Below are 20,142 nucleotides of genomic sequence, written 5' to 3' on the forward strand. Positions count from 1 at the left end.
CGTCGCGAACGCCCAGCGCAACATCTGGGTCACCGAGACCGCACTGACCACCGCCCTGAACACTTCCTACTTCGCCGAACAGGTCGCCAACTTCGCCGTCGTCATGGGCATCGCGCTGCTGCTCGCCGGCCTCGGCTTCGGTGTCCTCACCTTCAAGGCCCTCCCGGCCTCCGACCGCAAGGAGGAGCGCGCCCCGGCCATGGCTGCGGTGCCGACCGCCTGAGCGCCAACACCACCTCCCTGCAGCACCCGCCGCCCCGGCCTACCAGTCGGGGTGGTGCGCGTTGTGGTGCTCGCAGACTCACCCGCCGGCCGACGACCGGCCGTTCGTCAGGGTGTGCCGCCGTTACGCACTTCGTCCTCATCTCGTGCAGACCGCGGGCTCGTAGGCTGCGCGGATGGCCGACGACGACGCAGAGTTGCTGCGGCGGCTGCGGGCGGGCGACGAGCGCGCGTTCGGCGAGATCGTCCGTGAGTGGTCGCCTCTGATGTTGCGCGTCGCCGACACGTTCGTCACCACCTATGCGTCCGCCGAGGAATGCGTCCAGGAGGCGTGGCTCGCGGTCATTCGCGGGCTCGATGGCTTCGAGGGCCGGTCGCGGTTGCGCACATGGGTGGTCGGGATTGTCGTCAACATCGCGCGTCGCCGCGCCGAGCGCGATGGCCGCGTCGTGCGTGGACGGGCGCCGAGGACGAGTCAGGTCCGACCGTCGATCCGCGCCGCTTCCGCCCGTCGGGCGAGCAGTGCGCCGGCGGCTGGACCGAGCAGGGTGCGCCGAGGGAATGGGACGCCAAGCATGGTGATGATCGCCAACGAGGTGCCGACGGCGATGCGCTCTGCCCCCTGCGAGAGCGGGCACCCGCTGGCGGATTGCCACCTCTCCTGAGAAGGCCAACCTACGCCTGACACTGCCCGGCGGTCGAGGACGGCGCCTGTCAAGGCCGCGACGGCGCTCGGGATTGTCGCGACGTCATCCGACGCGGGGACGCCCGTCCACCCCGAGCTCCTGACGGCGCCCGCGGACCGCGGCGGCGAGATCGTGCGGCGAGCTCATTCGTGTCGCCGTGGGTGTCAACGTACGTCGACATGTCCATCGCGTCGACGAACGCCGACGCGGCTCCTCATTTCCGTTGGCGGGAAGGGAACCACAAGCCGATCCCTCGCCGCGGATATCTCGACCGCGCCTCGACCGCGAGCAGCGCTTCGGGTCGACCGTCGCCGCGCGGACGCTGCGCGCACCCCGGCCCACCTCGCGTCCTCCGACGCCGTCGCGCGCTGGCCGGCCCCTTGGCTCGCGGCACCCCCGTTCACCGTGGGCGAAAGGGCGAACCGTGCCCGGTCGAACGACCGCACAGATGCGATCTATCGCGCTCGCATCGACCGGGTGCGAAGAAAGGACCGAAATCGACGCCCTCGCGCCACGCACCAATTCGCGACCGATCGGCTCCAATTGGACCCCGAGGGCCCAATTGCACCCCGTGAGGCCTTTGCACCACTTCCAAGAACTACGAGATTTGCAGGATGTTTTAGTCGGGGAGACAGGATTTGAACCTGCGGCCGCCCGGCCCCCAGCCGGGTGCGCTACCAGACTGCGCCACTCCCCGTGGTTCGTCGTCCAAAAGCGGGCGACGGGAATCGAACCCGCCCTAAGAGCTTGGAAGGCTCCTGTGCAACCACAACACTTCGCCCGCGGGCGGACTCCGTCAGCATGATATCGGCGCCGGACGTGAATACGATCCCGAGATCGGGGAATCAGTGTTTCATGCAGATTCCTGGCGTCCATATCGAGACCCTGCATAACCCCGTTCGGTACACCTACTCGCAGATCGAGAAGGCCTGCGCGATCGCGCAGATGCTCAACCGGGGGAAGCTGGTTCTCGTCGAGCCGCCTCAGCGCTAGAGCGGAATCGTGGGCTCCCGCCCCCCTTGGGAGGAGGGGACGGGAGGGCCAGGAATCCGAGGTCAGCGGGAGGCGTCTTCCCAGACAGTTGGTCGGGTCACTTCAGCCGCGCCGCCGCGGCAGCTGCTTCTTGCGCGTTGTGCACGGGCGTGAGGCGGACGGCCAGCGCGGCGCGGTTGAACGTCTTCGCGCGGGCGATCTGGATCGCGGCGGTCGGGCCGGGCTTGGGATCCGAGCTCTGGGCGGACGGGCGGATGACGTGGACGCCGGCGCCCGCGGGGCGTGACTGCGGCACGACGACGTAGCCGGACCGCTCGCTGCGGACCCACAGGTACGCCACGCCCGTCAGGGGCACCAGGCGCGAGCCCACGGTGACGCTCGTGCCGTCCTTCATCACCGCCACGATGCTCGCGGGCGAGGTTCCCTCGCCCTTCCAGCTCGGGAACAGGACGTCGGCGGTGTAGCGCGCGGTTCCGGTCCGCCGGGTGACGGTCCAGTTCGTCTGGATCCAATCCCGGGTGAACCGATGGGTGACGCGCAAGGACAAGTCCCGGGTGGAAGAGGTCCCGGTGGCCCGCAGGTCGCTGAAGGGGCCCGCGTAGGCGCGGCCGACGGCGGCTGAAGAGATCGCGCCCGCCCCGCTCGGCGCCTTGGTGAGGCGCAGCGGACTGGAACCCGGCACGATCCGCGGCCGTCCGAGCTGCGAGGCGGTCACCTGGCGCCCGTTGACGTCGCGGACGAGCAGGCCGAAGGAGGCGGGCGGACGGCCGCCGATGTTCGCTGCGACCTCCTGCTGGCCGTCGAACAGGCGCGCGAGGTCGAGGCCGCCGTACGGGAAGGCCTGCTGATTGACCGGGACGACGGCGGTGTTGTAGGTGGGCGTGGTCACGGCGAGGCGGCCGATGTCGGGGTCGTAGCTGTAGAGCGGCGGGGGCGTGGCGGAGGTCTTCTTCCCCAGGCCGGCGTCGACGGCGCGGGCGGCGTTCGCCTCGATCCGCGCGGCGGCCAGGTAGGCGCTGCTCGAGGCCTGCGGGACGACGTTGACGTCGAAGAGGACGCCGGGCACCAGGCCGTTCGGGGCGCGCTCGGCGAGTCGCTCGTAGAAGTCGAAGCCGTTGTCGAGCATCGACTTCGACCACTCGCCCCACTGCTTGCCGGGGAGCAGCGAGTCGGAGGACGCGAGGCCGACGAGCGCCTCCTGGGTGAGCCCGAGCTTCTTGCTCTGGTGCCAGCGCTGGAAGCCGAGGCCGGAGTCCCAGTTCATGTAGCCGGCGTGGGTCCAGTAGCCGGAGACCGCGCGGGTCACCCACTGGTGCATCAGATTCTGCGCGGAGGCCGACATCGGCGCCATGCCGGCGCGGCGCGCCTGGTCGTAGAAGCGGGTGAAGGTCAGCACGATGTTCGCGTACTCGGCCGAATCCAGGTTCATGCGGCCGTTGATCGACTGGCCCGGGAGGTAGTGGAAGCGCATGCCGGGGCCGAAGTTCCCGGCCCGCGCCGCGGTCCCGCGCACGCCGTTGAAGAAGCGGGTGAGCTGCTGCGAGAAGTCGCGCTTGAGCAGCGTGTTGTCGCCGGTCACGGTGGCGTCGGCGGCGTAGATCAGCGCGTACCAGTTGATCTGGTTCAGGCGGATCGTCGGGTAGCGCCAGAAGCTGCCGTGGGCGGTGCTGTGGATCGCGTTGCGGATCTTCTTGACCGTGCTGTCGGGCAGTTGCAAGGCCTCGCGGGCCCGATAGGCGTAGGTCAGACCATCGACGACCTCGGCGTCGAAGACGAGGTGCTGGCCGCTGTGGGCGTTGGTCATCGAGTTCACCCAGCCGGGCGCGTGGACCTGGCCGCTGCCGGTCTTCTTCGTCACGAACGGCGGCGCGCTCACGAGCCGATCCGCGAGGACACGGGCGCGATGGTCGTTACGGGCGGGGCCTTCGTGGCCTTCCATGGCGGCGACGCTGTAGGTCAGCAGGAGCATCGAGTTCGACATCGGCTCCGAGCCGCCGCCACCGAGGTGGAAGTAGCCGTCCTGCTCGCTCCAGTGGTCGTCGATGCGCTGCTGGAGCTTGTCGGCGAACGCCCAGTAGGCGTTGTCGTCGTAGGGGGCGGCCTTGGCTGGGGCGGCCAAAACCAGCGCCGCGGCAGCCGCGGCGAGGAGGGGGCGAAGCATTGGGTCGTCCTTGTGTGGTGAGGTCCTGGGGAGTGACCAAGACGTTCCCGGAGCAACCACGGCCGCGCTAGATCCATCGGGGTACACGCTTCACACCCGAAGGTGGAGCGAGGTCCCACCCTTGGTGAGCGCCACTTGAGCGCGTTCGGGCCGTACGCTTGTGTCCGTGGCCGATTCACCGCTCGACGCGCACGTCGCAACCCCGCAGGACCTCAAGGACCGCATCGCGGCCGAGCGCCGGGGCACGCCGTTTCTCGTCTATCGCGACGGGGACAATCAGCAGCGGATCGTCGACCTCATCCCGACGGGAGAGCGGGTGACGGTCGGGCGCCGGCCGTCCAACGACGTCGTGCTCGACTGGGACTCCGAGATCTCACGCGTCCACGCCGCGCTGGAGCGCATCGGCGACGACTGGACCGTCGTCGACGACGGCCTCTCGCACAACGGGACCTACCTCAACGGCAAGCGGGTGACCTCACGGGAGCGGCTGCACGACGGCGACGTGCTCAACGTCGGCGGCGTCGCGATCGCCTACCGTGCGCCCGGCGGCGAGTCCGTCTCGCGCCCGACCGTGACCGCGATGGGCCCGCACGTGGGCGAGCTGCTCACGCCTGCCCAGCGGCGGGTGCTGATCGCGCTGTGCCGGCCGTTCAAGGAGTCGACGTACGCCACGCCGGCGACCAACCAGCAGATCGCGGACGAGCTCGTGGTCTCCGTCGACGCCGTCAAGAGCACCCTGCGGGCGCTCTTCGAGGTCTTCGGAGTCGACGCGCTGCCGCAGAACCAGAAGCGCGCGTCGCTGGCGCTTCAGGCGCTGCGCACCGGCGTGATCACCCGCCGCGACCTGTAGCGATCTCGGTCAGGCGGCTGTCGTCCACGCTGCCGACCCAGAGGGTCTTGCCCGCCTCGTCGGCCGAGAGCGGAAACGGCGTGACGCTGAGCTGGAACGGATCTCCGATCACCCGGGACGACCTGCTGTCGATCATCGTGAGGTCGCTCGAGCTGTAGTTGGTCACGTACACGGTGTCGTCGGTCACCGCGAGCCGGAGGGGTCTGCCGCCGACGTCGATCGGGATCGCATCGAAGGTTGACGTGCTGACCTTGTAGACCGTGTTCTCTGAGCCGACCGCCGCCCAGAGCGAGCCGCGGCTGTAGACGAGGTCGTCGCTGCGGCCGGAGGCGATGCGCAAGGGCTTGACGACGGTGCCGGTCTTGATATCGACGCGTTGGATCAGCGCCCGCCGGCGGGCCGAGATCCAGAGCGCGGTCGGGCTCGCCGTCATCGAGCGGATGCCATACGGATATGAGACGGGCGCCCCAATGTCGCCCGTCTTGCGGTCGATCCTGACCAGCTGGTCGGGCTGGAGGTTGCCGGGCTGGAGCCCGGCCCAGATCGCATCCGCCGTCACCGCGACGGTGGTCACGCCGAACGGCAATCGGATCGGGTGCCCGATCGGTCGGCCGGTGCGAGCGTCCAGGCGCACGATCTGGTTGGTACGCGACGACGCCACCCAGACCGAGCCGTCGCTGGCGACGGCATCGGACGCGCCGATGCCGATCCGGGGTGCGTAGGAGCGGAGCTTTGCGGTCGCCGCGCTGACGATGCTCATCCGGTCCTTGGAGAAGGAGCCGACGAACACGTTGCCGCCGGCCGTGAGCACGATGTTCGGTCGGTGGCCGACCGTGAGCTCGTTGACGATCTTGGGCCCCGCAGCGGCGGCCGTGGCGGTGGCGGTTCGGGTCGGCGTGGCGGTGGCCTTGGCCGCCGTGCCGTCGTTGCCGCCGCCTTGTGAGAACGCGGCGAAGACACCGATCGCGCCGACGACCAGGATGCCCGCGACGATCAGTGCGACCGGTCTCCGGGTCTTCTGAGTGTTGAGATGCGCAGTCTCAGCCTCAGGTTGAAGCTGAGTCTCAGCTTCCCTGGGAGCCGTCGCCGCCGGCGGGCGCGGGGCGGCCGTGACGGTCGGGGACTCGACGGGCGCGGCGGCGCCCTTGGCCACCAGCCGCTCGCGCTCGGCGGGACGCTGGTTGGCCGCGGCGGCGAGCGCGGCGCGGCCGAGATCGCCCGCGGACTGGTAGCGCTCCTCCGGGTCCTTGGCGAGCGCCCGCTCGATCACGTAGTCGAATGCACTGGGGATCTCGGGCACGAGGTCCGTCGGCTTCGGCGGGGGCTCGGACAGGTGCGCCCAGAGGCGCGCCTCGTCGGAGTCGCGCCGGAACGGCACGATGCCCGTGAGGGTGAAGAACAACAGGCAGCCGAGGGCGTAGACGTCCGCGCGGGCGTCGATCCGCTCGCCGCGGATCTGCTCGGGCGCGACGTAATCGAGCGTGCCGACCCAGTGCCCCGGCTTGGTCGTGCCGGCGACGCTGAGCGCGTGCTTGGTCAACCCGAAGTCGGTGAGGTAGACGTGATCCTCGGCGGTCAGCAGCACGTTGGCGGGCTTGATGTCGCGGTGCACCAGGCCGGCGGCGTGGGCCTCGTCGAGCGCGCTGCCGAGCTGGGCGACGATCCTCGCGGCCCGCTCCGGCGTGAGGTGCCCCTCGCGCCGGACGAGGCTGCGGATGTCGTCGCCGGCCACGTAGCGCATCGCGATGTAGGCGATGCCGTGCTCGTCGCCCGCGTAGTAGATCGGGATCACGTTGGGGTGGTCGATCGACGCCGCGACCTTCGACTCGCGCACGAAACGGCTACGCACCGTCTGGTCTTCGAGCAGCCCGGGCGCGATGACCTTCAGCGCGACGGTGCGGTCGAGCGCGAGCTGGGTCGCCCGGTACACGACCCCCATCCCGCCGCGTCCTGCGACCGCTTCGATGCGATGTCCGGCGAAAACGGAGCCTGGTTCGAGCTCACCCACAGTGGTGAGGTATATCGGCCGACCGGTCTGAAGCAGCATCCACCCGTTCACAACGGGCGAAGTCGCCGGATGTGACGGAGGTCCTTCGAGAAGCCCCGTCAGGGGCCGAATCAGCGGGCGACCGAGGAATCGAACCTCGAGCCAGGGTTTTGGAGACCCCGATGTTCCCGTTACACCAGTCGCCCGGGAGGCGGCCATTGTAGGCGATTCCGTCCGAGATTCATGCGAACATATGTTCGTGATGTTCGAACCCGCCGACGACGCCGCCTACGCGTACCTCTTGGGCTGGTATCTAGGCGACGGCTGTGTGTCCCGGACGGCCCGCTCGTACCAACTCGTGATCGTCGCCGATCTCGCGTACTTCTGGATCATCGTGGATTGCTGCCTCGCGATCCGCGCCGCGTTCCCAGGGCGAATTCCGCACGTGCGGCCGCACCCCGTCCACAACTGCGTCCGGATCGAGAACGGCTGGACTCGTTGGCCCGAGGTGTTCCCCCAGCACGGTCCCGGTCGCAAGCACGAGCGGCCGATCGTCCTGGAGCCCTGGCAAGAGCTGATCGTTGAGGCATTTCCCTGGCGGTTCCTGGCCGGACTGCTGCATTCGGACGGCTGCCGGACCGTCAACCGCTTCAAGACCAAGCTGCCACTCGGGCGGGTCGCCGAGTACGAGTATCCGCGCTGGTTCTTCTCGAACATGTCGGCCGACATCCGCGCGCTGTTCTGCTCGACGTGCGAGCAACTCGGCCTGCGCTGGACGCAATCCAACCGCCGCAACATCTCGATCTCGCACCGCGACAGCGTCGCGTTGCTGGACGAGCACGTCGGGCGGAAGACGTGACGTACGATGGTGCCCGCGCGGGCGTGGTGGAATTGGCAGACACGCCGGCTTTAGGTGCCGGTGCCGCAAGGCGTGGGGGTTCGAGTCCCTCCGCCCGCATATGGGTGGCCGCCCCGATGTCCGAGTACGGGACTTCAGGGCGTCGCCGCGTGCCGTTCGGCCAGCGCACCGCGCCAGTCCGGGGCGGCGACGCCGGCGACGAGACCCGCGACGGCGAACGCCTCGCCTACGGCCTCCGACGACCAGCCCGGCTCCGACAGCTTGGCCAGGAGGCTGTCGACCGCGAGCGGCCATGCCCAGCGCCAAAGGCGCTGCTCCGGGTAGGCGAGCGCGTGGACGAACTGGGCGACACTGGCGCGGAAGGCCTGGGCGTCACCATCGTGTTCGGACATCACCCACGAGGCGGCGTCATAGCCCGGGTCGCCCACCGCCGCCGGGCTGTCGATCGCGACGAGGCCACCCGCGGCGTGCAGGAGGTTGCGCGCCTCGAAGTCACCGTGCAAGAGCACGGATCGCGACCACGAGTCGCTGAGCTGCTCTGCCGCGGACGCGGCGTCGGCGACGAGCTCGTCCGGCAGCGACCGCGAGAGCCTGCGGTTGCGGGTTGCGTGCGCCGCCCACTGCGCCGCGAGCCGCTCGCGAAGCAACGGCACGTGCTCAGGCGGCACGTCGACGGGAACGTGCAGGCGGCGCAGCAGCCCGGCGGCCTCATCAGCACGAAGTTCCCGCGCGTTCACCGAGACGCCCGGCTGGACGCGTGGCAGCAGCAACGCCGCGGCCGCAAGGTCGTGGCAGAGCAGTCGCGGCACGCCGACCCCGTCGCGGGCCACGAGCCCGCCGATCTCCGCACGTCCGTCAGCAGGCCGAGGGGCGACCTTCAGCACGACCGGCTCGCCGCGTCGCGTCCCGAAGGCCACGTAGGCACTCCACCCGCCCGCGAACGTGCCCTCGAGCTGGACGTCCCACTCCCGGCACAGACGCCCGACGAGACCCGGCAAGTCGTCGAGCCATGGTTTTACCTGCTCGCCGATCAGACCGAGGAACTGGAGCCGAAGCCGTTCGGGGAGCGCCGGGAGCACCCGCGTCACGATAGGTGGGGAGCAGGGTTCGACGAACAGCGCGAGCGCGACGATCTCCTACGGCGGCGAGACGGTCGAGCTCGAGCGTTCCGACGACGGCTGGCGTCTGAGCGACTCGCCGGTGAGCTGAGGGGCACAGGCAAAGTCCAGGGTGAGACCCCGATTGTCCGAGCGTGCCGCGCTGGGGGAGAATCGGGCGCATGACCAAGAGCCTGCTCGTCGCCGTGCTGGCGCTCCTGCTGGTCCTGCCCGCCGCGGCGCGCGCGGAGACTGAGACGGTGACGTCCGGGAACACCACGGCGACGCTCACGTGGACGCCGGGGCAGTTCGGGGTGACCGGTGCCGCGCTGACGATCACGCGCGACGGCGTCACGGCGTTCAATCAGTCGATCCCCGACGTCGTATGCGACGAGTGCTCGCTGCCGGGCAACGGGGCCGACGATGTCAAGGTCGTCAACCTCGACGGGCTCGACGACCTGGAGGTGCTGGTCACGTCCTACACCGGCGGCCAGCACTGCTGCACGCTTTCCGGGATCTATGACTTCAATGCCGCGAAGGGCACGTACGACCAGATCGTCGAGGGCTTCGCGTCGGCGGGCTACAACCTCGACGATCTCGACCACGACGGGCGACCGGAGTTCGTCACCCAGGACGTGCGCTTCGAGGACCTGTTCACGAGCCACGTGTCCTCGTTCCCGCCGCCCCAGGTGTTCGACTTCGTCCGCCAGGACGATGTGCCGTTCCTGGCCGACGTGACGACCAAGTACACGACGTTGATCCGCAGCAATGCGGCCGAGGCCAAGCGCTCGTTCGCCAAGGCCGGCAGGAACGACCGCAGCAGCCGCGGCGTGATCGCGGCCTATGTCGCCGACCAGTACCTGCTGGGCCACGGCTCCACAGGCCTGAAGGAACTCGACCGCCAGATCAAGCGCGGCGTCCTTGGCAGCAAGGCGTCCGCGAAGACCTACCGGAGCAAGCTGCTCAGGCTGCTGCGCGACTACGGCTACCGATGAGACCGCTCACAGCCGTCCTGGCCGCGCTGGCGGTCGCGCTGACCCCTGCCGCAACGGCGGCCGCGAAGCCCGTGTCGGTCGCGTACGACGAGAGCTTCAACGCCATCGCGTACACGTCCGGGCGCGTGCTCGTGGCCGAGCCCGACCCGTTCGGCGCACCCGCGATCGTCGTGCGGGAAAAGCAGCTGGCCGACGCCGGCGACCGCGTCCTGCTCGAGATCCCGTACTCGAAGGGCGTGCCGGACGTCTCGCTCGCCGCCAACGCCACCGGGTTCCTGGTCGCGCTCCGCGACGACGCCGGAGACCGCGTGATCCTCGGCGACTATGACGGGAGGCAGCACGCGGTCGTGGACTGCGCCGCGCCACCGCCAGCCGATGACGCACCGTCGATCACCGTCACGGCCGGCACGCGTGGCTTCGCTTTCGCGGGCGCGAGATGTGGCCCCGCAGCCGTCGCGACGATCGGCGCCGACGGGACCCTCACCCCCATCGCCGGCGACGGCCCCGCCCCGCGCAACGAGGAACTCGCGTACGCCGAGCCCTACCTCGCGATCCCGTTGCAGGACTCGGTCCGGGTGATCGACGTCACCACCGGCGCCCAGCGCCGCCTCCCGCCGGGGTACGTGCGCGGAGACACCGCGGTCGCCGTGCTCGCGGACGGGACGCTCGTCATGGACACCTCGACGCTCGACGGCCTCCCGCGCCCCGGGCTGTACACCTGGCCGGCGAGCGCGCCCACGCCGACCTTCGTGTCCGCCCGCGGCAGCGGCGCCACGGTCCGGGCGGTCGGGCGCCGGATCGTCTTCGAGGCCGACCCGCCCCGCCTGATCGACCTCGACGCCGCCACATCGCGCGCCCTCGGCGCACCCGGGCTCGGCCTCCCAAGCCTGCTCGGCTTCGACGGAAGGCACGTGGCGCTCCGCGGGTTCTCCTGCTCGGGCGCTCGCCAGGTCACCGTCCTCGATCTCGACGAGCCCACCGCCCCAGGCGCCGCACCCGGATGCCCGGTGCGCTTCGATCAGACCAGCCTCCGGTTCGATCGCAGCGGGCGAGCCCATACGCGGGTGCTCTGCGCCAACGGCTGCCGGGCGCAGGTCTCGCTGGTCGAGCAGTCGACGGAGCAGCGTCCCTGCGACGCGCTCGACGACACGGGCACGCACCCGTGCCGGACGGTCGCGCGAGCGCGCCTGAACCTCCCCTCGACCGCGACCGCGCACGCCAGAACGCTCACCTTCGCCCTGACCGGCACCGGCCGCCGGCTGCGGCGGCGGAACGCCCACACGCTCGACGTACGGACCTCGTTCGGCGGGAACTTCGGCCTCGCGCGCCACGGCGAACTCCGGGAGGTGGCGCTCTAAACCGCCGCAGATCGCTTCGATGTCACATTCGCGAACGCGGCGGTGTCTTGATGCCGAACACGCCAGACGCAACAGGAGAACACCATGGCACTACGCGTTCCCAAGGCACAGCTCAACGGGCTCACCGACAAGATGATCGAGCAGTTCGGTGCCGTGCCCGAACCGCTCGAGGTGATGTGGAACAACCCCAAGGTCGCCCAGGTCGCGCTGGAGATCGGGGCCAAGACCGGCGAGTGGGATGCGGCCGACGAGGGCCTGAAGTCGTTCGCGCACATGGCCGTCGCGGCGCAGGTCGGCTGCTCCTGGTGCCTTGACATCGGGTACTTCCAGGCGCTCAACCAGAACCTCGACGTCGCCAAGGCGAGTCAGGTGCCGCGCTGGCGGGAATCGGACGCGTTCACGCCACTGGAGCGCGACGTGCTCGAGTACGCCGAGGCGATGACCAACACGCCGCCGACGGTCACCGACGAGCTGTCCAAGAGCCTGCTCGACCAGCTCGGCCCCGCGGCGATGGTGGAGCTCACCGCGCACATCGCATTCTCGAACTTCGCGACCCGGACCAACACGACGCTGGGGATCGAGTCGCAGGGCTTCTCGGCCGCGTGCGAGGTCCCGCTGGCCGCGCGCCCGGCGTAGCCTGAGACGTGATGACCGAGGACCCGTTCGTCGCGCATCGCAGCCTGCTGTTCACGGTCGCGTACGAGATGCTCGGCTCGGCCGCCGACGCGGAGGACGTGCTGCAGGAATCCTGGCTGCGGTGGGCCGGCGTCGATCAGGCACAGGTGCAGGAGCCGCGTGCGTACCTGATCCGGATCGTCACGCGGCAGGCGCTCAACCGCCTCCGAACGGTGTCCCGCCGGCGCGAGGAATATGTCGGCGAGTGGCTGCCGGAACCGCTGCTGACCAGCCCGGACGTCGCCGAGGACGTCGAACTCGCGGAGAGCGTCTCGATCGCGATGTTGACCGTGCTGGAGACGCTCGGGCCGACGGAGCGGGCGGTGTTCGTGCTTCGCGAGGTCTTCGACGTGCCCTACGGCGAGATCGCCGAGGCGATCGGGAAGTCCGCCGCCACGGTGCGCCAGACCGCCCGGCGGGCGCGCGAGCACGTGGCGGCGCGGCGCCCGCTCGTGCGGGTGAGTCAGTCCGAGCAGGAGGCCGTCACCGAGCGCTTCCTGCTCGCGCTGCAGACGGGACAGATCCAGGAGCTGATGGACCTCCTGGCGCCGGACGTCGTCCTGATCGCCGACGGTGGCGGGCTCGTGACCGCGGCCCGGGTCCCGATCCGCGGGGCCGAGGTCGTGGCCAAGCTGATGGCGCGGGTGAACCAGGTGGTGGGAGCGTTGGAGACCACGACGATGTGGCTCAACGGCGCGCCCGCCGCGCGGATCGACATGGACGGCGACCCGACCGTGGTGAGTCTGGTCGTGGAGAACGGGCGCGTGACCCGGATCTACGCGATCCGGAATCCGCTGAAGCTCACGCGAATCCAAGCACCGGCCACGCTCGCCCGGTGAAGCGTCACTTGCCCGGGCAGAGGTTGTCGGGGTCGAGCGGGTCGACCCACACGTCGACCCGCGCGCCCACCGTGTAGCGCTTGGCGTGGCGCGGGCCGAACACGTGCTCGAACGCGACACGGCGGCCCTCGACCTCGAAGACCAGGTCGACGACCGGCATCAGGCCGAGCTTGCGGCCGGACTCGACGCGCGAGACGACGACCGCGGAGAACTTCCGGCCCTCGTTCTGGATGCGTTCGAGATCGTCTATGCGCCGCTTGATCTCGTTGTGCGACGCGTCAAGGACGGGGTTGGAATGGCTGAAGTTGGCCGTCACGTCGCGCTGGAACGCCTTGCGCCGCTCGAGCTCGGCCTCGACGTACGGCTCGTCATCGGGACGCAGCTTCCCGATCAGCGGGTGGCTGAACCGGCTCAGGACGGCGTCGATCCCGCCCTCGCGCCGCGTCGCCTCGCGGCGCACGCGCGCCTCGCGCTCCCAGACCGGCTCGTGCTCCTTGTACGCCTGGTCCCAGTCGATCCAGATGTCCGTCGGGTCGACCGGATTGACGACGCACGGTACGCCGAGCTCCTTCATCAGCCCGAACTGCGGCCGCACGCGCACCTTGTACCAGCGGTTGCCGTTGCCCACGATCCCGCCGGGGTCCAGCCAGTTCGGCACCGAGCGCTCCTCGCGCAGCGAGTACGGCTCGCGGCCGGGAACCTCGACGCGCCACGTGACGGCCAGATGCATGCTGGTCTCGACCTCCGGAGCCCCTTCGGACCCGTAGTGGTGCGAGGAGACGCGATGGCCCTCAGCGTAGGCGCGCGCCGATAGCCAGCCGCGTGGTGCATTGCGGAACAGCTTCGGCCCGAGCTCGAATCCCATCTAACGCTCATCTAACCCGATGCGCGGTCGAAGCTACAGTGCGCGCCGGGTTCCAACTCTCGGGGAGTGTCGACGTGACTCACATCCTGCACAGCCTGCCGACGGGCGAGCGCATCGGTCTTGCGTTCTCCGGAGGCCTGGACACTTCGGTCGCGGTCGCGTGGATCCGCGAGAAGGGCGGGATTCCGTGCTGTTACACCGCTGATCTGGGCCAGTACGACGAGCCGAACCTCGAGAGCGTCCCCGACCGGGCGAAGGAGTACGGCGCGGAGATCGCGCGAATCGTCGACTGCCGTGAGCTGCTCGCCCACGAGGGCCTCGTCGCCCTGCAGTGCGGCGCCTTCCACATCTCCACCGGCGGCAAGACCTACTTCAACACGACGCCGCTGGGCCGCGCGGTCACGGGCACGCTACTCGTGCAGGCGATGGCCCACGACGACGTGAACATCTGGGGCGACGGCTCGACGTACAAGGGCAATGACATCGAGCGCTTCTACCGCTACGGACTGCTCGCGAACAAGAACCTGCGCGTGTACAAGCCGTGGCTGGACGCCGACTTCGTCAACGAGCTCGGCGGCCGCGCCGAGATGAGCGCGTTCCTGACCGAGCGCAACCTCCCCTATCGCGACAGCGCCGAGAAGGCCTACAGCACCGACGCGAACCTCTGGGGCGCGACGCACGAGGCCAAGGAGCTCGAGTCGCTGGGCACCTCGATGGACATCGTCGCCCCGATCATGGGCGTCGCCCACTGGGACCAGTCGATCGAGATCGCCGAAGAGGAGATCACGCTCACCTACGAGGCGGGCTGGCCGGTCGCGATCAACGGCCAGAGCTTCCCGGACCTCGTCGGCCTCGTCATGGAGGCCAACGCGATCGGCGGGCGCCACGGCCTGGGCATGAGCGACCAGATCGAGAACCGGATCATCGAGGCCAAGAGCCGCGGCATCTACGAGGGCCCGGGCATGGCGCTGCTGAACATCGGCTACGAGCGGCTGATCTCGGCGATCCACAATGAGGCGAGCGTCGACAACTACCGCACGATGGGCCGCCGGCTCGGCCGCCTGCTCTACGAGGGCCGCTGGTTCGACCCGCAGGCGCTGACCCTGCGCGATCCGCTGCAGCGCTTCGTGGCGAGCGCGATCACCGGCGAGGTCGTCGTCCGCCTGCGCCGCGGCGACGATTACACGCTCGTCTCCACGACGGGCCCCGCCCTCACCTACCAGCCCGAGCGGCTGAGCATGGAGCGCACCGAGGACGCGGCGTTCGGCCCCGGCGATCGCATCGGCCAGCTCACGATGCGCAACCTGGACATCGAGGACTCGCGCCGACGGCTCGCCGCCTACAGCGAGTCCGGCCTGCTGCCCGACGTCGAGCAGATCATCGGCCGCGCCGTGGAGAGCGCCGCCGACTCGCGCCAGCTCACCTGACGCCGGCTGAAGTCCGGGTCCCCCCGACCGGGGGACTCGGACGAGTGTCCAGAAAGCCTCCATAGGGTCTCAACCCCATCGTGGTTTGGTCGATGTTCTGACCAACAGGGCTGAAAACAAGGCAAACCCGCCGTGAGGTGGGGACGCAAAGCTAGAGGTCTCGCACGGACGCGAGATAGCTCGGCCGCCAGCTTCGAGAGGGATCGAAGAGCGCACACGGAGGTGCCCTGAACGTTGTCTATGAAGGTTGAAACTCGCTGGCGTCGCCGGCTGGCGGTGGCTCTGGTGGCCGCGGCCGTGCCGACGTTTGCCGGCACCACGGCGGTTCAGGCGGCACCATCAGCGCAGGCGCGGCTCACCGCGGTCGCCGCCTCCTCGCCGGTCCGCAAGGTCACCGCGATCGTGCAGTTCAAGGCGGGCTTCGCCGAGAAGCAGGCCAAGGCCGTCGTCGCGTCCTACGGCGGCAAGGTCGTCACCCGCGTGCCGCTCATCAACGGCCTCGCGGTCCAGCTTCCGGCCAAGCAGGCCAAGGCGCTCGCCGCCGATCGCAAGGTCGTCGGCCTCACGCTCAACACCCGCGTGCACAGCACCGGGCTGGGCAACCTGGGGCAGCTCGCCACGACCTACCCGAAGACCACCAAGGCCGACAAGCTCTGGCAGCGCGGCATCACGGGCGCCGGGGTCGGCGTCGCCGTGCTCGACACCGGCGTCGCGGGTGACGCACCGGACTTCAAGGGCGCCGACGGCGGCTCGCGGGTCGTCGCCAACGTCGTGACCTCACCGGGCGCCGCCACGGCGGGTGACGGCTTCGGCCACGGCACGCACGTCGCGGGCATCATCGCCGGCAACTCGTTCAACCGCGCGCCGAAGGACCCGTTCTACGGCAAGTACGTCGGCATCGCGCCGGACGCCAACCTGATCGCGATCAAGGCGTCCGACGACGCCGGCAACGCGACCGTGCTGGACGTCATCAACGGCATCGCGTTCGCCGTCGACCACAAGGCGGACTTCAACATCCGCGTCCTCAACCTCTCGCTGGCGGCCGACACGCAGCAGTCCTACAAGCTCGACCCGCTCGACGCGGCCGTCGAGTACGCCTGGCAGAAGGGCATCGTCGTCGTCGCCGCCGCCGGCAACCGCGGCGTCGCCCCCGACGCCGTCCGCTACGCCCCGGCCAACGATCCGTTCGTGATCTCGGTCGGCGGCGTCGACGAGACCGGCAACGCGGGCTCGGGCAAGCGCGCCGACTGGTCCTCGACCGGCACCACGCAGGATGGCTTCTCCAAGCCGGAGGTCCTCGCCCCGGGCGCGCACATCGTGTCCGTCCTGGCCCCCGGCAGCGCGTTCCTGCAGCTGTGCCCGAACTGCGCCATCGGCGGCTCGTACTTCAAGGCCGGCGGCACGTCGATGGCGGCTCCGGTCGTCGCCGGCGCCGCCGCGCTGCTCCTGCAGGCCCGCCCGACGCTCACGCCCGATCAGGTCAAGGCGCTCCTGATGGGCACCGACCGGTGGATGCCGGGCGAGAAGGGCGGCCAGATCGACATCGAGAAGGCCGTCTTCACCCAGACGAACGCCGTCCCGGTGGTCAACCGCTACCTGCAGCCCAACTACCTGATCGACGCGCTCACCCGCGCGGGCAAGGACATCAGCACGTGGACGCGCTCCTCCTGGAGCACCGCCACCGGCGCGCTGAACGCCGGCTGGGCCCGCTCGAGCTGGTCGTGTGGCATGTGCCAGACGGCAGGCGGCGTGATCGACCCGCAGCGCTCCTCCTGGAGCCGCAGCTCCTGGTCCAGCGCCGGCGAGGATGCCTCCAGCGAGGCCGCCGAGTACGACGCCGCGCTCGCCGCGAGCGAGGACACCGGCACGCTCGAAGCGCCGATCCCGACCGACGCGGTCATCCCGGACGACGCGGAGCCGGCCGCCGAGGCGCCCGCCGCGACGCCCACGCCGACCGCCACCCCCACCGCCACCGCCACGCCGACCCCGGAGGCGATCGGATGATCAATCGCGCCAGCTGGGGCCGCAAGCAGCGCCCGGGAACCTAATCACGCCAATTCGGGGCGAGCGGCGCAAGCCGCTCGCCCCGAGCGCTATGGTCGCGCCGATCATGGCCGACGACGATCGCGTCATCGAGCACCCGAACCGGCGCAAGGCGTCGTCGCAGCTCGCCCGCCTCGTGGTCATCGCCCTACTGCTCGTCTCCGCGGCGATCGTCCTGATCGTCTTGGTCGGCGGATGGGAGGCCCTGGAGGGCGCCAAGCCCATCCAGATCGCGTTCATCGTCATCGACTTCGTGTTCGCGCTGTTCGTCGCGCGCTGGACCCGCGGCGTGCTCCCGATGGTCGCCGCGCTGGCGATCATCCTCGCGATCTTCGGCGCGGTCGCCGCGCCCGCCTGGTTCGATCGCGACGGGCCTGGGTTCACCGACCCGGCGCTCAGCGCCGACATCCTCGGGCTGCTGTGCGTCCTGCTCGTCCCGATCCAGCTGGCACTCGCGGTGATCGCGATGCTCGCCTTCCGCCAGAAGTGGAACGTCGAGGCGGAGCGTCCGCGAGACGAAGAACGACACCCCGAGCCCGCACCCGCCTAAACTGCACAGGCGCCGCCTAGCCCAGGTGGAGGAACGGCAGACTCGGAGGTCTCAAAAACCTCTGCCCTTGCGGGCGTGCGGGTTCGAATCCCGCCCTGGGCACTCGATTGGCTAGAACGGCATCTTCCCGCGGCCCTTGCGGCCGGCCTCGCCGCTCTTGCCGACGGCCTTGCTGGACGTCCAGAACGGCTTGCTGAACCAGCGGCCGAGCGGTCCCGGGGCCTTGCTCGCGCCACGGCCGCCGAGACCGATCGCCTTCTGGGACCCGTGCTGCGGACCACGTGACAGCCGGGGCGCGACGAAGGCGAGGATCAGGATGATGATGCAGAGGGCGATGACGCCGGCGATGATCATGTCGTGAGGCCTACCCTCACGACTCCCGGATCACGCCAACCAGGGCTCGAGCGCGTCAGCCAGAGCTGACGGCGCGACCAGGACGCCCGGGTTGGACGGTCCGACCGGTTCCAGCGGGCGCACGTCGAGGCCCGCGCGCTCGCAGATGAGCCCGCCCGCCGCGAGGTCCCACGCGTTCAGGCCGTGCTCGTAGTAGGCGTCCAGGCGCCCGCACGCCGTCCAGGCGAGATCGATCGCCGCCGCGCCCAGCCGGCGCAGGTCGCGCACCTCGGGCAGCAAGCGCGCGGCGACCACGGCCTGCGCGCGGCGCACCTCGGCGTCGTAGCCGAAGCCGGTGCCGACCAGCGCAGTCGCCATGTCGGCCTTGGTCGAGGCGGTGATCGGGCGGCCGTCGAGCAGCGGCGCGCCGTCGCGCTCGGCGGAGAAGAGCTCGTCGCGGGTCGGGTCGTAGACGACGCCGACGAGCGCGCCGTGCTCGTCCTCCGCGGCGATGCTGACCGCCCACTGGGGGATGCCGAAGAGGAAGTTGACCGTGCCGTCGAGCGGGTCGACGACCCAGCGGATGCCGGACGTGCCGGCGTGATCGCCGCCCTCTTCACCGAGGACGCCGTCGCCGGGGCGGGCGGCCTCGATGCGCTCGCGGATCAACCGCTCGGCGTTGTGATCGGCCTCGCTGACCAGGTCCGTCGGCGTGCTCTTCGACGTGACCCGCAGGTTCGGGTCGCGGAAGGCGTCGCGCAGCAGCGCACCCGCCTCGCGGGCGACGGACTCGGCCAGCGCGCGCAGCTCGCCCTGGGTCATGTCGCCACCGCCGGACGCCGCCCGGCCCAGCCACGAGCTTCCTCGAGCTGGGCGGAGAGCGAGAAGAGCCGCGCCTCGGAGTCGAACGGGCCGACGAACTGGACGGAGAGCGGGAAGCCGTCGGGCGTGAACCCCGCGGGCACCGCGACCGAGGGCTGGCCGGTGTGGTTGAACGCGGCGCTGTAGGGCGCCCAGCGGGCTTGCCCGGCGAGCGTCCGGATGCCGGTGGTGCCGTCGTACTCGCGCACGCGCAGCGGCCGGCGGGTGAACATCGGAGTCAGCACCACGTCGCTTTCGTCGAAGATCTGGTTCAGGTGCGCGGCGTCCTCGGCGGCGGCGGCGCCCGCGGATTCCGCGACGCGGCTCGGGATCGCCGACCCGATCCGGGCGATGCCCTTCGCGCGGCGGGAGAGCCGGTCGCGATGGCCGATCTCCGCCGCCTTGTCCCCGAGGCCGCGCACGAAGCGGGTGAGGACGCGGTTGCCGATCGTCAGCCCCCAGTCGAACTCGCGCTCGACGACCTCATGGCCGAGCTCACGCAGCAACGCGGCCGTCGACTGCACGCCCGAGAGCTGCTCGGCGTCGACGGACACGCCGAGCGGGGGAAGCCCGACCGACAGCGCGATCCGCAACCGGCCCGGAGGCGTGGCCGCCGCCTCGGCGAAGGACGGGCCGCCGTCGCGAACGGCGTCCATGAACCGGGCCGCGTCCTGCACGGTGCGCGTCAACGGCCCGTACACGGTCATCCCGCGGTGCGGGTTGACATCCGGGGCGGTCGAGATCCGCCCGCGTTGCGTCTTGAAGCCGAACAGCCCGCAGCAGGCCGCGGGGATGCGGATCGAGCCGGCGCCGTCGGTGCCGATCGCGGCGCTGACCAGCCCGGCCGCCACCGCGGTCGCGCTGCCGCCGCTCGAGCCCCCGCTGGTGCGGTGGATGTCCCACGGGTTGCGGGTCACGCCGTAGGTGGGCGACTCGGTGAAGCCCGTCGCCATCAGCTCGGGCACGTGGGTCTTGCCGATGATCACCGCGCCGGCGGCGCGCAGACGGCGCACGACCTCGGAGTCGGCGGGCCGGACCGGCGGGTCCCAGTCGCAGCCGTAGCCGGTGATCTCCCCCGCGACGTGGATGTCGTCCTTGATCGCGATCGGGACGCCCAGCAGCGGCCGCCGGTCTCCCCCACGGCGGCGCCCGTCGGCCTGGTCGGCCTCGATCAGCGCCTGTTCCGCCAACACGACCCGGAACGCGTTCAGGACCGGGTCCAGGCGCGCGATCCGCCCCAGGTAGAGCTCCACCAGCTCACGCGAGGAGAGCTCCCCCGCCGCGATCAGATCGGCGTGGCGGGCGAGGCCGGCGAAAGCGAGGTCGTCGCGCTCCATGCTC

Annotated in this window: 19 protein-coding genes, 5 tRNA genes and 1 riboswitch; of the genes, 14 read left to right on the forward strand and 10 right to left on the reverse strand. The window is 70.4% G+C overall.

From position 1 onward, the window contains the following. Together OM076_RS15590 and OM076_RS15595 are read left to right on the forward strand one after the other, a co-directional pair. The coding region (locus OM076_RS15590; RefSeq protein ID WP_270040929.1) for a hypothetical protein at positions 1-223 on the forward strand (223 nt) is incomplete at its 5' end. Between the two features lie 175 nt (positions 224-398). Next, on the forward strand, positions 399-887 hold the full coding sequence (locus OM076_RS15595; protein ID WP_270040930.1) for an RNA polymerase sigma factor: 489 nt from the start codon (positions 399-401) through the stop codon (positions 885-887). A gap of 644 nt (positions 888-1,531) precedes the next feature. Here the strand turns inward: OM076_RS15595 and OM076_RS15600 are convergent. Next, positions 1,532-1,605, reverse strand: a tRNA-Pro gene (locus tag OM076_RS15600). 16 nt (positions 1,606-1,621) lie between these two features. Beyond that, a tRNA-Gly gene (locus OM076_RS15605) sits at positions 1,622-1,692 on the reverse strand. A gap of 71 nt (positions 1,693-1,763) precedes the next feature. On the opposite strand from OM076_RS15605, the gene OM076_RS15610 reads away from it, so the two are divergent. Then, positions 1,764-1,901 carry a hypothetical protein gene (locus OM076_RS15610; protein WP_202957087.1) on the forward strand — a complete coding sequence of 46 codons (138 nt, stop codon included), beginning with the start codon at positions 1,764-1,766 and terminating at the stop codon, positions 1,899-1,901. 97 nt (positions 1,902-1,998) lie between these two features. Here OM076_RS15610 and OM076_RS15615 read toward each other — a convergent pair whose 3' ends face one another. Next, positions 1,999-4,062 (reverse strand): hypothetical protein, encoded by a 2,064-nt coding sequence (locus tag OM076_RS15615; protein ID WP_270040931.1) that lies wholly within the window; start codon positions 4,060-4,062, stop codon positions 1,999-2,001. Between the two features lie 223 nt (positions 4,063-4,285). On the opposite strand from OM076_RS15615, the gene OM076_RS15620 reads away from it, so the two are divergent. Further along, positions 4,286-4,912, forward strand: a complete 627-nt coding sequence (locus OM076_RS15620) for an FHA domain-containing protein (RefSeq protein ID WP_372518047.1) — start codon at positions 4,286-4,288, stop codon at positions 4,910-4,912. Here OM076_RS15620 and OM076_RS15625 read toward each other — a convergent pair. Continuing rightward, positions 4,893-6,959 carry a protein kinase domain-containing protein gene (locus OM076_RS15625; RefSeq protein ID WP_270040933.1) on the reverse strand — a complete coding sequence of 689 codons (2,067 nt, stop codon included), beginning with the start codon at positions 6,957-6,959 and terminating at the stop codon, positions 4,893-4,895. The genes OM076_RS15620 and OM076_RS15625 overlap by 20 nt on opposite strands. Positions 6,960-7,034: 75 nt before the next feature. Next, positions 7,035-7,105: transfer RNA gene (locus tag OM076_RS15630), tRNA-Trp, on the reverse strand. A gap of 56 nt (positions 7,106-7,161) precedes the next feature. Here OM076_RS15630 and OM076_RS15635 point away from each other — a divergent pair. Both OM076_RS15635 and OM076_RS15640 read left to right on the forward strand, forming a co-directional pair. Continuing rightward, positions 7,162-7,758, forward strand: coding sequence for a hypothetical protein (locus OM076_RS15635; RefSeq protein WP_270040934.1), 597 nt, complete (start codon positions 7,162-7,164; stop codon positions 7,756-7,758). A gap of 17 nt (positions 7,759-7,775) precedes the next feature. Continuing rightward, a tRNA-Leu gene (locus tag OM076_RS15640) sits at positions 7,776-7,857 on the forward strand. Between the two features lie 35 nt (positions 7,858-7,892). Here OM076_RS15640 and OM076_RS15645 read toward each other — a convergent pair. Then, positions 7,893-8,837 (reverse strand): aminoglycoside phosphotransferase family protein, encoded by a 945-nt coding sequence (locus OM076_RS15645; RefSeq protein ID WP_270040935.1) that lies wholly within the window; start codon positions 8,835-8,837, stop codon positions 7,893-7,895. Between the two features lie 200 nt (positions 8,838-9,037). Here OM076_RS15645 and OM076_RS15650 point away from each other — a divergent pair, with 200 nt between their 5' ends. From OM076_RS15650 to OM076_RS15665, 4 genes are all read left to right on the forward strand, one after another. Then, the gene (locus OM076_RS15650) at positions 9,038-9,850 is read left to right on the forward strand and encodes a hypothetical protein (protein ID WP_270040936.1); all 813 of its coding nucleotides are present in this window, start codon (positions 9,038-9,040) and stop codon (positions 9,848-9,850) included. After that, positions 9,847-11,208 (forward strand): hypothetical protein, encoded by a 1,362-nt coding sequence (locus tag OM076_RS15655; RefSeq protein ID WP_270040937.1) that lies wholly within the window; start codon positions 9,847-9,849, stop codon positions 11,206-11,208. The genes OM076_RS15650 and OM076_RS15655 overlap by 4 nt, the downstream gene beginning before the upstream one ends. An 84-nt stretch (positions 11,209-11,292) precedes the next feature. Next, positions 11,293-11,844, forward strand: coding sequence for a carboxymuconolactone decarboxylase family protein (locus OM076_RS15660; RefSeq protein ID WP_270040938.1), 552 nt, complete (start codon positions 11,293-11,295; stop codon positions 11,842-11,844). Between the two features lie 11 nt (positions 11,845-11,855). After that, positions 11,856-12,722, forward strand: a complete 867-nt coding sequence (locus OM076_RS15665) for an RNA polymerase sigma-70 factor (RefSeq protein WP_270040939.1) — start codon at positions 11,856-11,858, stop codon at positions 12,720-12,722. A gap of 4 nt (positions 12,723-12,726) precedes the next feature. On the opposite strand, the gene OM076_RS15670 is transcribed toward OM076_RS15665, so the two are convergent. Next, positions 12,727-13,587, reverse strand: a complete 861-nt coding sequence (locus OM076_RS15670; RefSeq protein WP_270040940.1) for a DUF3592 domain-containing protein — start codon at positions 13,585-13,587, stop codon at positions 12,727-12,729. A gap of 74 nt (positions 13,588-13,661) precedes the next feature. On the opposite strand from OM076_RS15670, the gene argG reads away from it, so the two are divergent. The 4 genes from argG (at position 13,662) to OM076_RS15690 (ending at position 17,709) form a co-directional block, all read left to right on the forward strand. After that, on the forward strand, positions 13,662-15,014 hold the full coding sequence (gene argG, locus OM076_RS15675) for an argininosuccinate synthase (protein ID WP_270040941.1): 1,353 nt from the start codon (positions 13,662-13,664) through the stop codon (positions 15,012-15,014). 110 nt (positions 15,015-15,124) lie between these two features. Continuing rightward, a riboswitch (cyclic di-GMP riboswitch) is annotated at positions 15,125-15,206 on the forward strand. Between the two features lie 48 nt (positions 15,207-15,254). Beyond that, complete coding sequence (locus OM076_RS15680) at positions 15,255-17,018, forward strand: S8 family serine peptidase (protein ID WP_270040942.1); 1,764 nt, start codon at positions 15,255-15,257, stop codon at positions 17,016-17,018. A 106-nt stretch (positions 17,019-17,124) separates the two neighbouring features. After that, positions 17,125-17,607, forward strand: coding sequence for a hypothetical protein (locus OM076_RS15685; RefSeq protein ID WP_270040943.1), 483 nt, complete (start codon positions 17,125-17,127; stop codon positions 17,605-17,607). A gap of 19 nt (positions 17,608-17,626) precedes the next feature. Then, positions 17,627-17,709 (forward strand) — tRNA-Leu (locus OM076_RS15690). Positions 17,710-17,718: 9 nt separating this feature from the next. Here the strand turns inward: OM076_RS15690 and OM076_RS15695 are convergent. The 3 genes from OM076_RS15695 to OM076_RS15705 are packed head-to-tail and all read right to left on the reverse strand — an operon-like array spanning position 17,719 to position 20,138. Beyond that, a complete protein-coding gene (locus tag OM076_RS15695; protein WP_270040944.1) occupies positions 17,719-17,961 on the reverse strand; it encodes a DUF6411 family protein in 243 nt (80 codons plus the stop codon). Between the two features lie 30 nt (positions 17,962-17,991). Then, positions 17,992-18,762: an inositol monophosphatase family protein gene (locus OM076_RS15700; RefSeq protein ID WP_270040945.1), complete on the reverse strand. Its 771-nt coding sequence runs from the start codon at positions 18,760-18,762 to the stop codon at positions 17,992-17,994. Continuing rightward, positions 18,759-20,138 (reverse strand): amidase, encoded by a 1,380-nt coding sequence (locus tag OM076_RS15705; RefSeq protein ID WP_270040946.1) that lies wholly within the window; start codon positions 20,136-20,138, stop codon positions 18,759-18,761. The genes OM076_RS15700 and OM076_RS15705 overlap by 4 nt, the downstream gene beginning before the upstream one ends. Positions 20,139-20,142: the final 4 nt, after the last annotated feature.

It is taken from the genome of Solirubrobacter ginsenosidimutans (assembly GCF_027587205.1).

Coding starts and splice junctions, on each gene's coding strand:
- OM076_RS15665 (WP_270040939.1), top strand. CDS start 11,856: ATGACCGAGGACCCGTTCGTCGCGCATCGCAGCCTGCTGTTCACGGTC.
- OM076_RS15615 (WP_270040931.1), bottom strand. CDS start 4,062: ATGCTTCGCCCCCTCCTCGCCGCGGCTGCCGCGGCGCTGGTTTTGGCC.
- OM076_RS15680 (WP_270040942.1), top strand. CDS start 15,255: ATGAAGGTTGAAACTCGCTGGCGTCGCCGGCTGGCGGTGGCTCTGGTG.
- OM076_RS15635 (WP_270040934.1), top strand. CDS start 7,162: ATGTTCGAACCCGCCGACGACGCCGCCTACGCGTACCTCTTGGGCTGG.
- OM076_RS15685 (WP_270040943.1), top strand. CDS start 17,125: ATGGCCGACGACGATCGCGTCATCGAGCACCCGAACCGGCGCAAGGCG.
- OM076_RS15695 (WP_270040944.1), bottom strand. CDS start 17,961: ATGATCATCGCCGGCGTCATCGCCCTCTGCATCATCATCCTGATCCTC.
- OM076_RS15700 (WP_270040945.1), bottom strand. CDS start 18,762: ATGACCCAGGGCGAGCTGCGCGCGCTGGCCGAGTCCGTCGCCCGCGAG.
- OM076_RS15705 (WP_270040946.1), bottom strand. CDS start 20,138: ATGGAGCGCGACGACCTCGCTTTCGCCGGCCTCGCCCGCCACGCCGAT.
- OM076_RS15655 (WP_270040937.1), top strand. CDS start 9,847: ATGAGACCGCTCACAGCCGTCCTGGCCGCGCTGGCGGTCGCGCTGACC.
- OM076_RS15650 (WP_270040936.1), top strand. CDS start 9,038: ATGACCAAGAGCCTGCTCGTCGCCGTGCTGGCGCTCCTGCTGGTCCTG.
- OM076_RS15625 (WP_270040933.1), bottom strand. CDS start 6,959: ATGCTGCTTCAGACCGGTCGGCCGATATACCTCACCACTGTGGGTGAG.
- OM076_RS15670 (WP_270040940.1), bottom strand. CDS start 13,587: ATGGGATTCGAGCTCGGGCCGAAGCTGTTCCGCAATGCACCACGCGGC.
- OM076_RS15595 (WP_270040930.1), top strand. CDS start 399: ATGGCCGACGACGACGCAGAGTTGCTGCGGCGGCTGCGGGCGGGCGAC.
- OM076_RS15660 (WP_270040938.1), top strand. CDS start 11,293: ATGGCACTACGCGTTCCCAAGGCACAGCTCAACGGGCTCACCGACAAG.
- OM076_RS15610 (WP_202957087.1), top strand. CDS start 1,764: ATGCAGATTCCTGGCGTCCATATCGAGACCCTGCATAACCCCGTTCGG.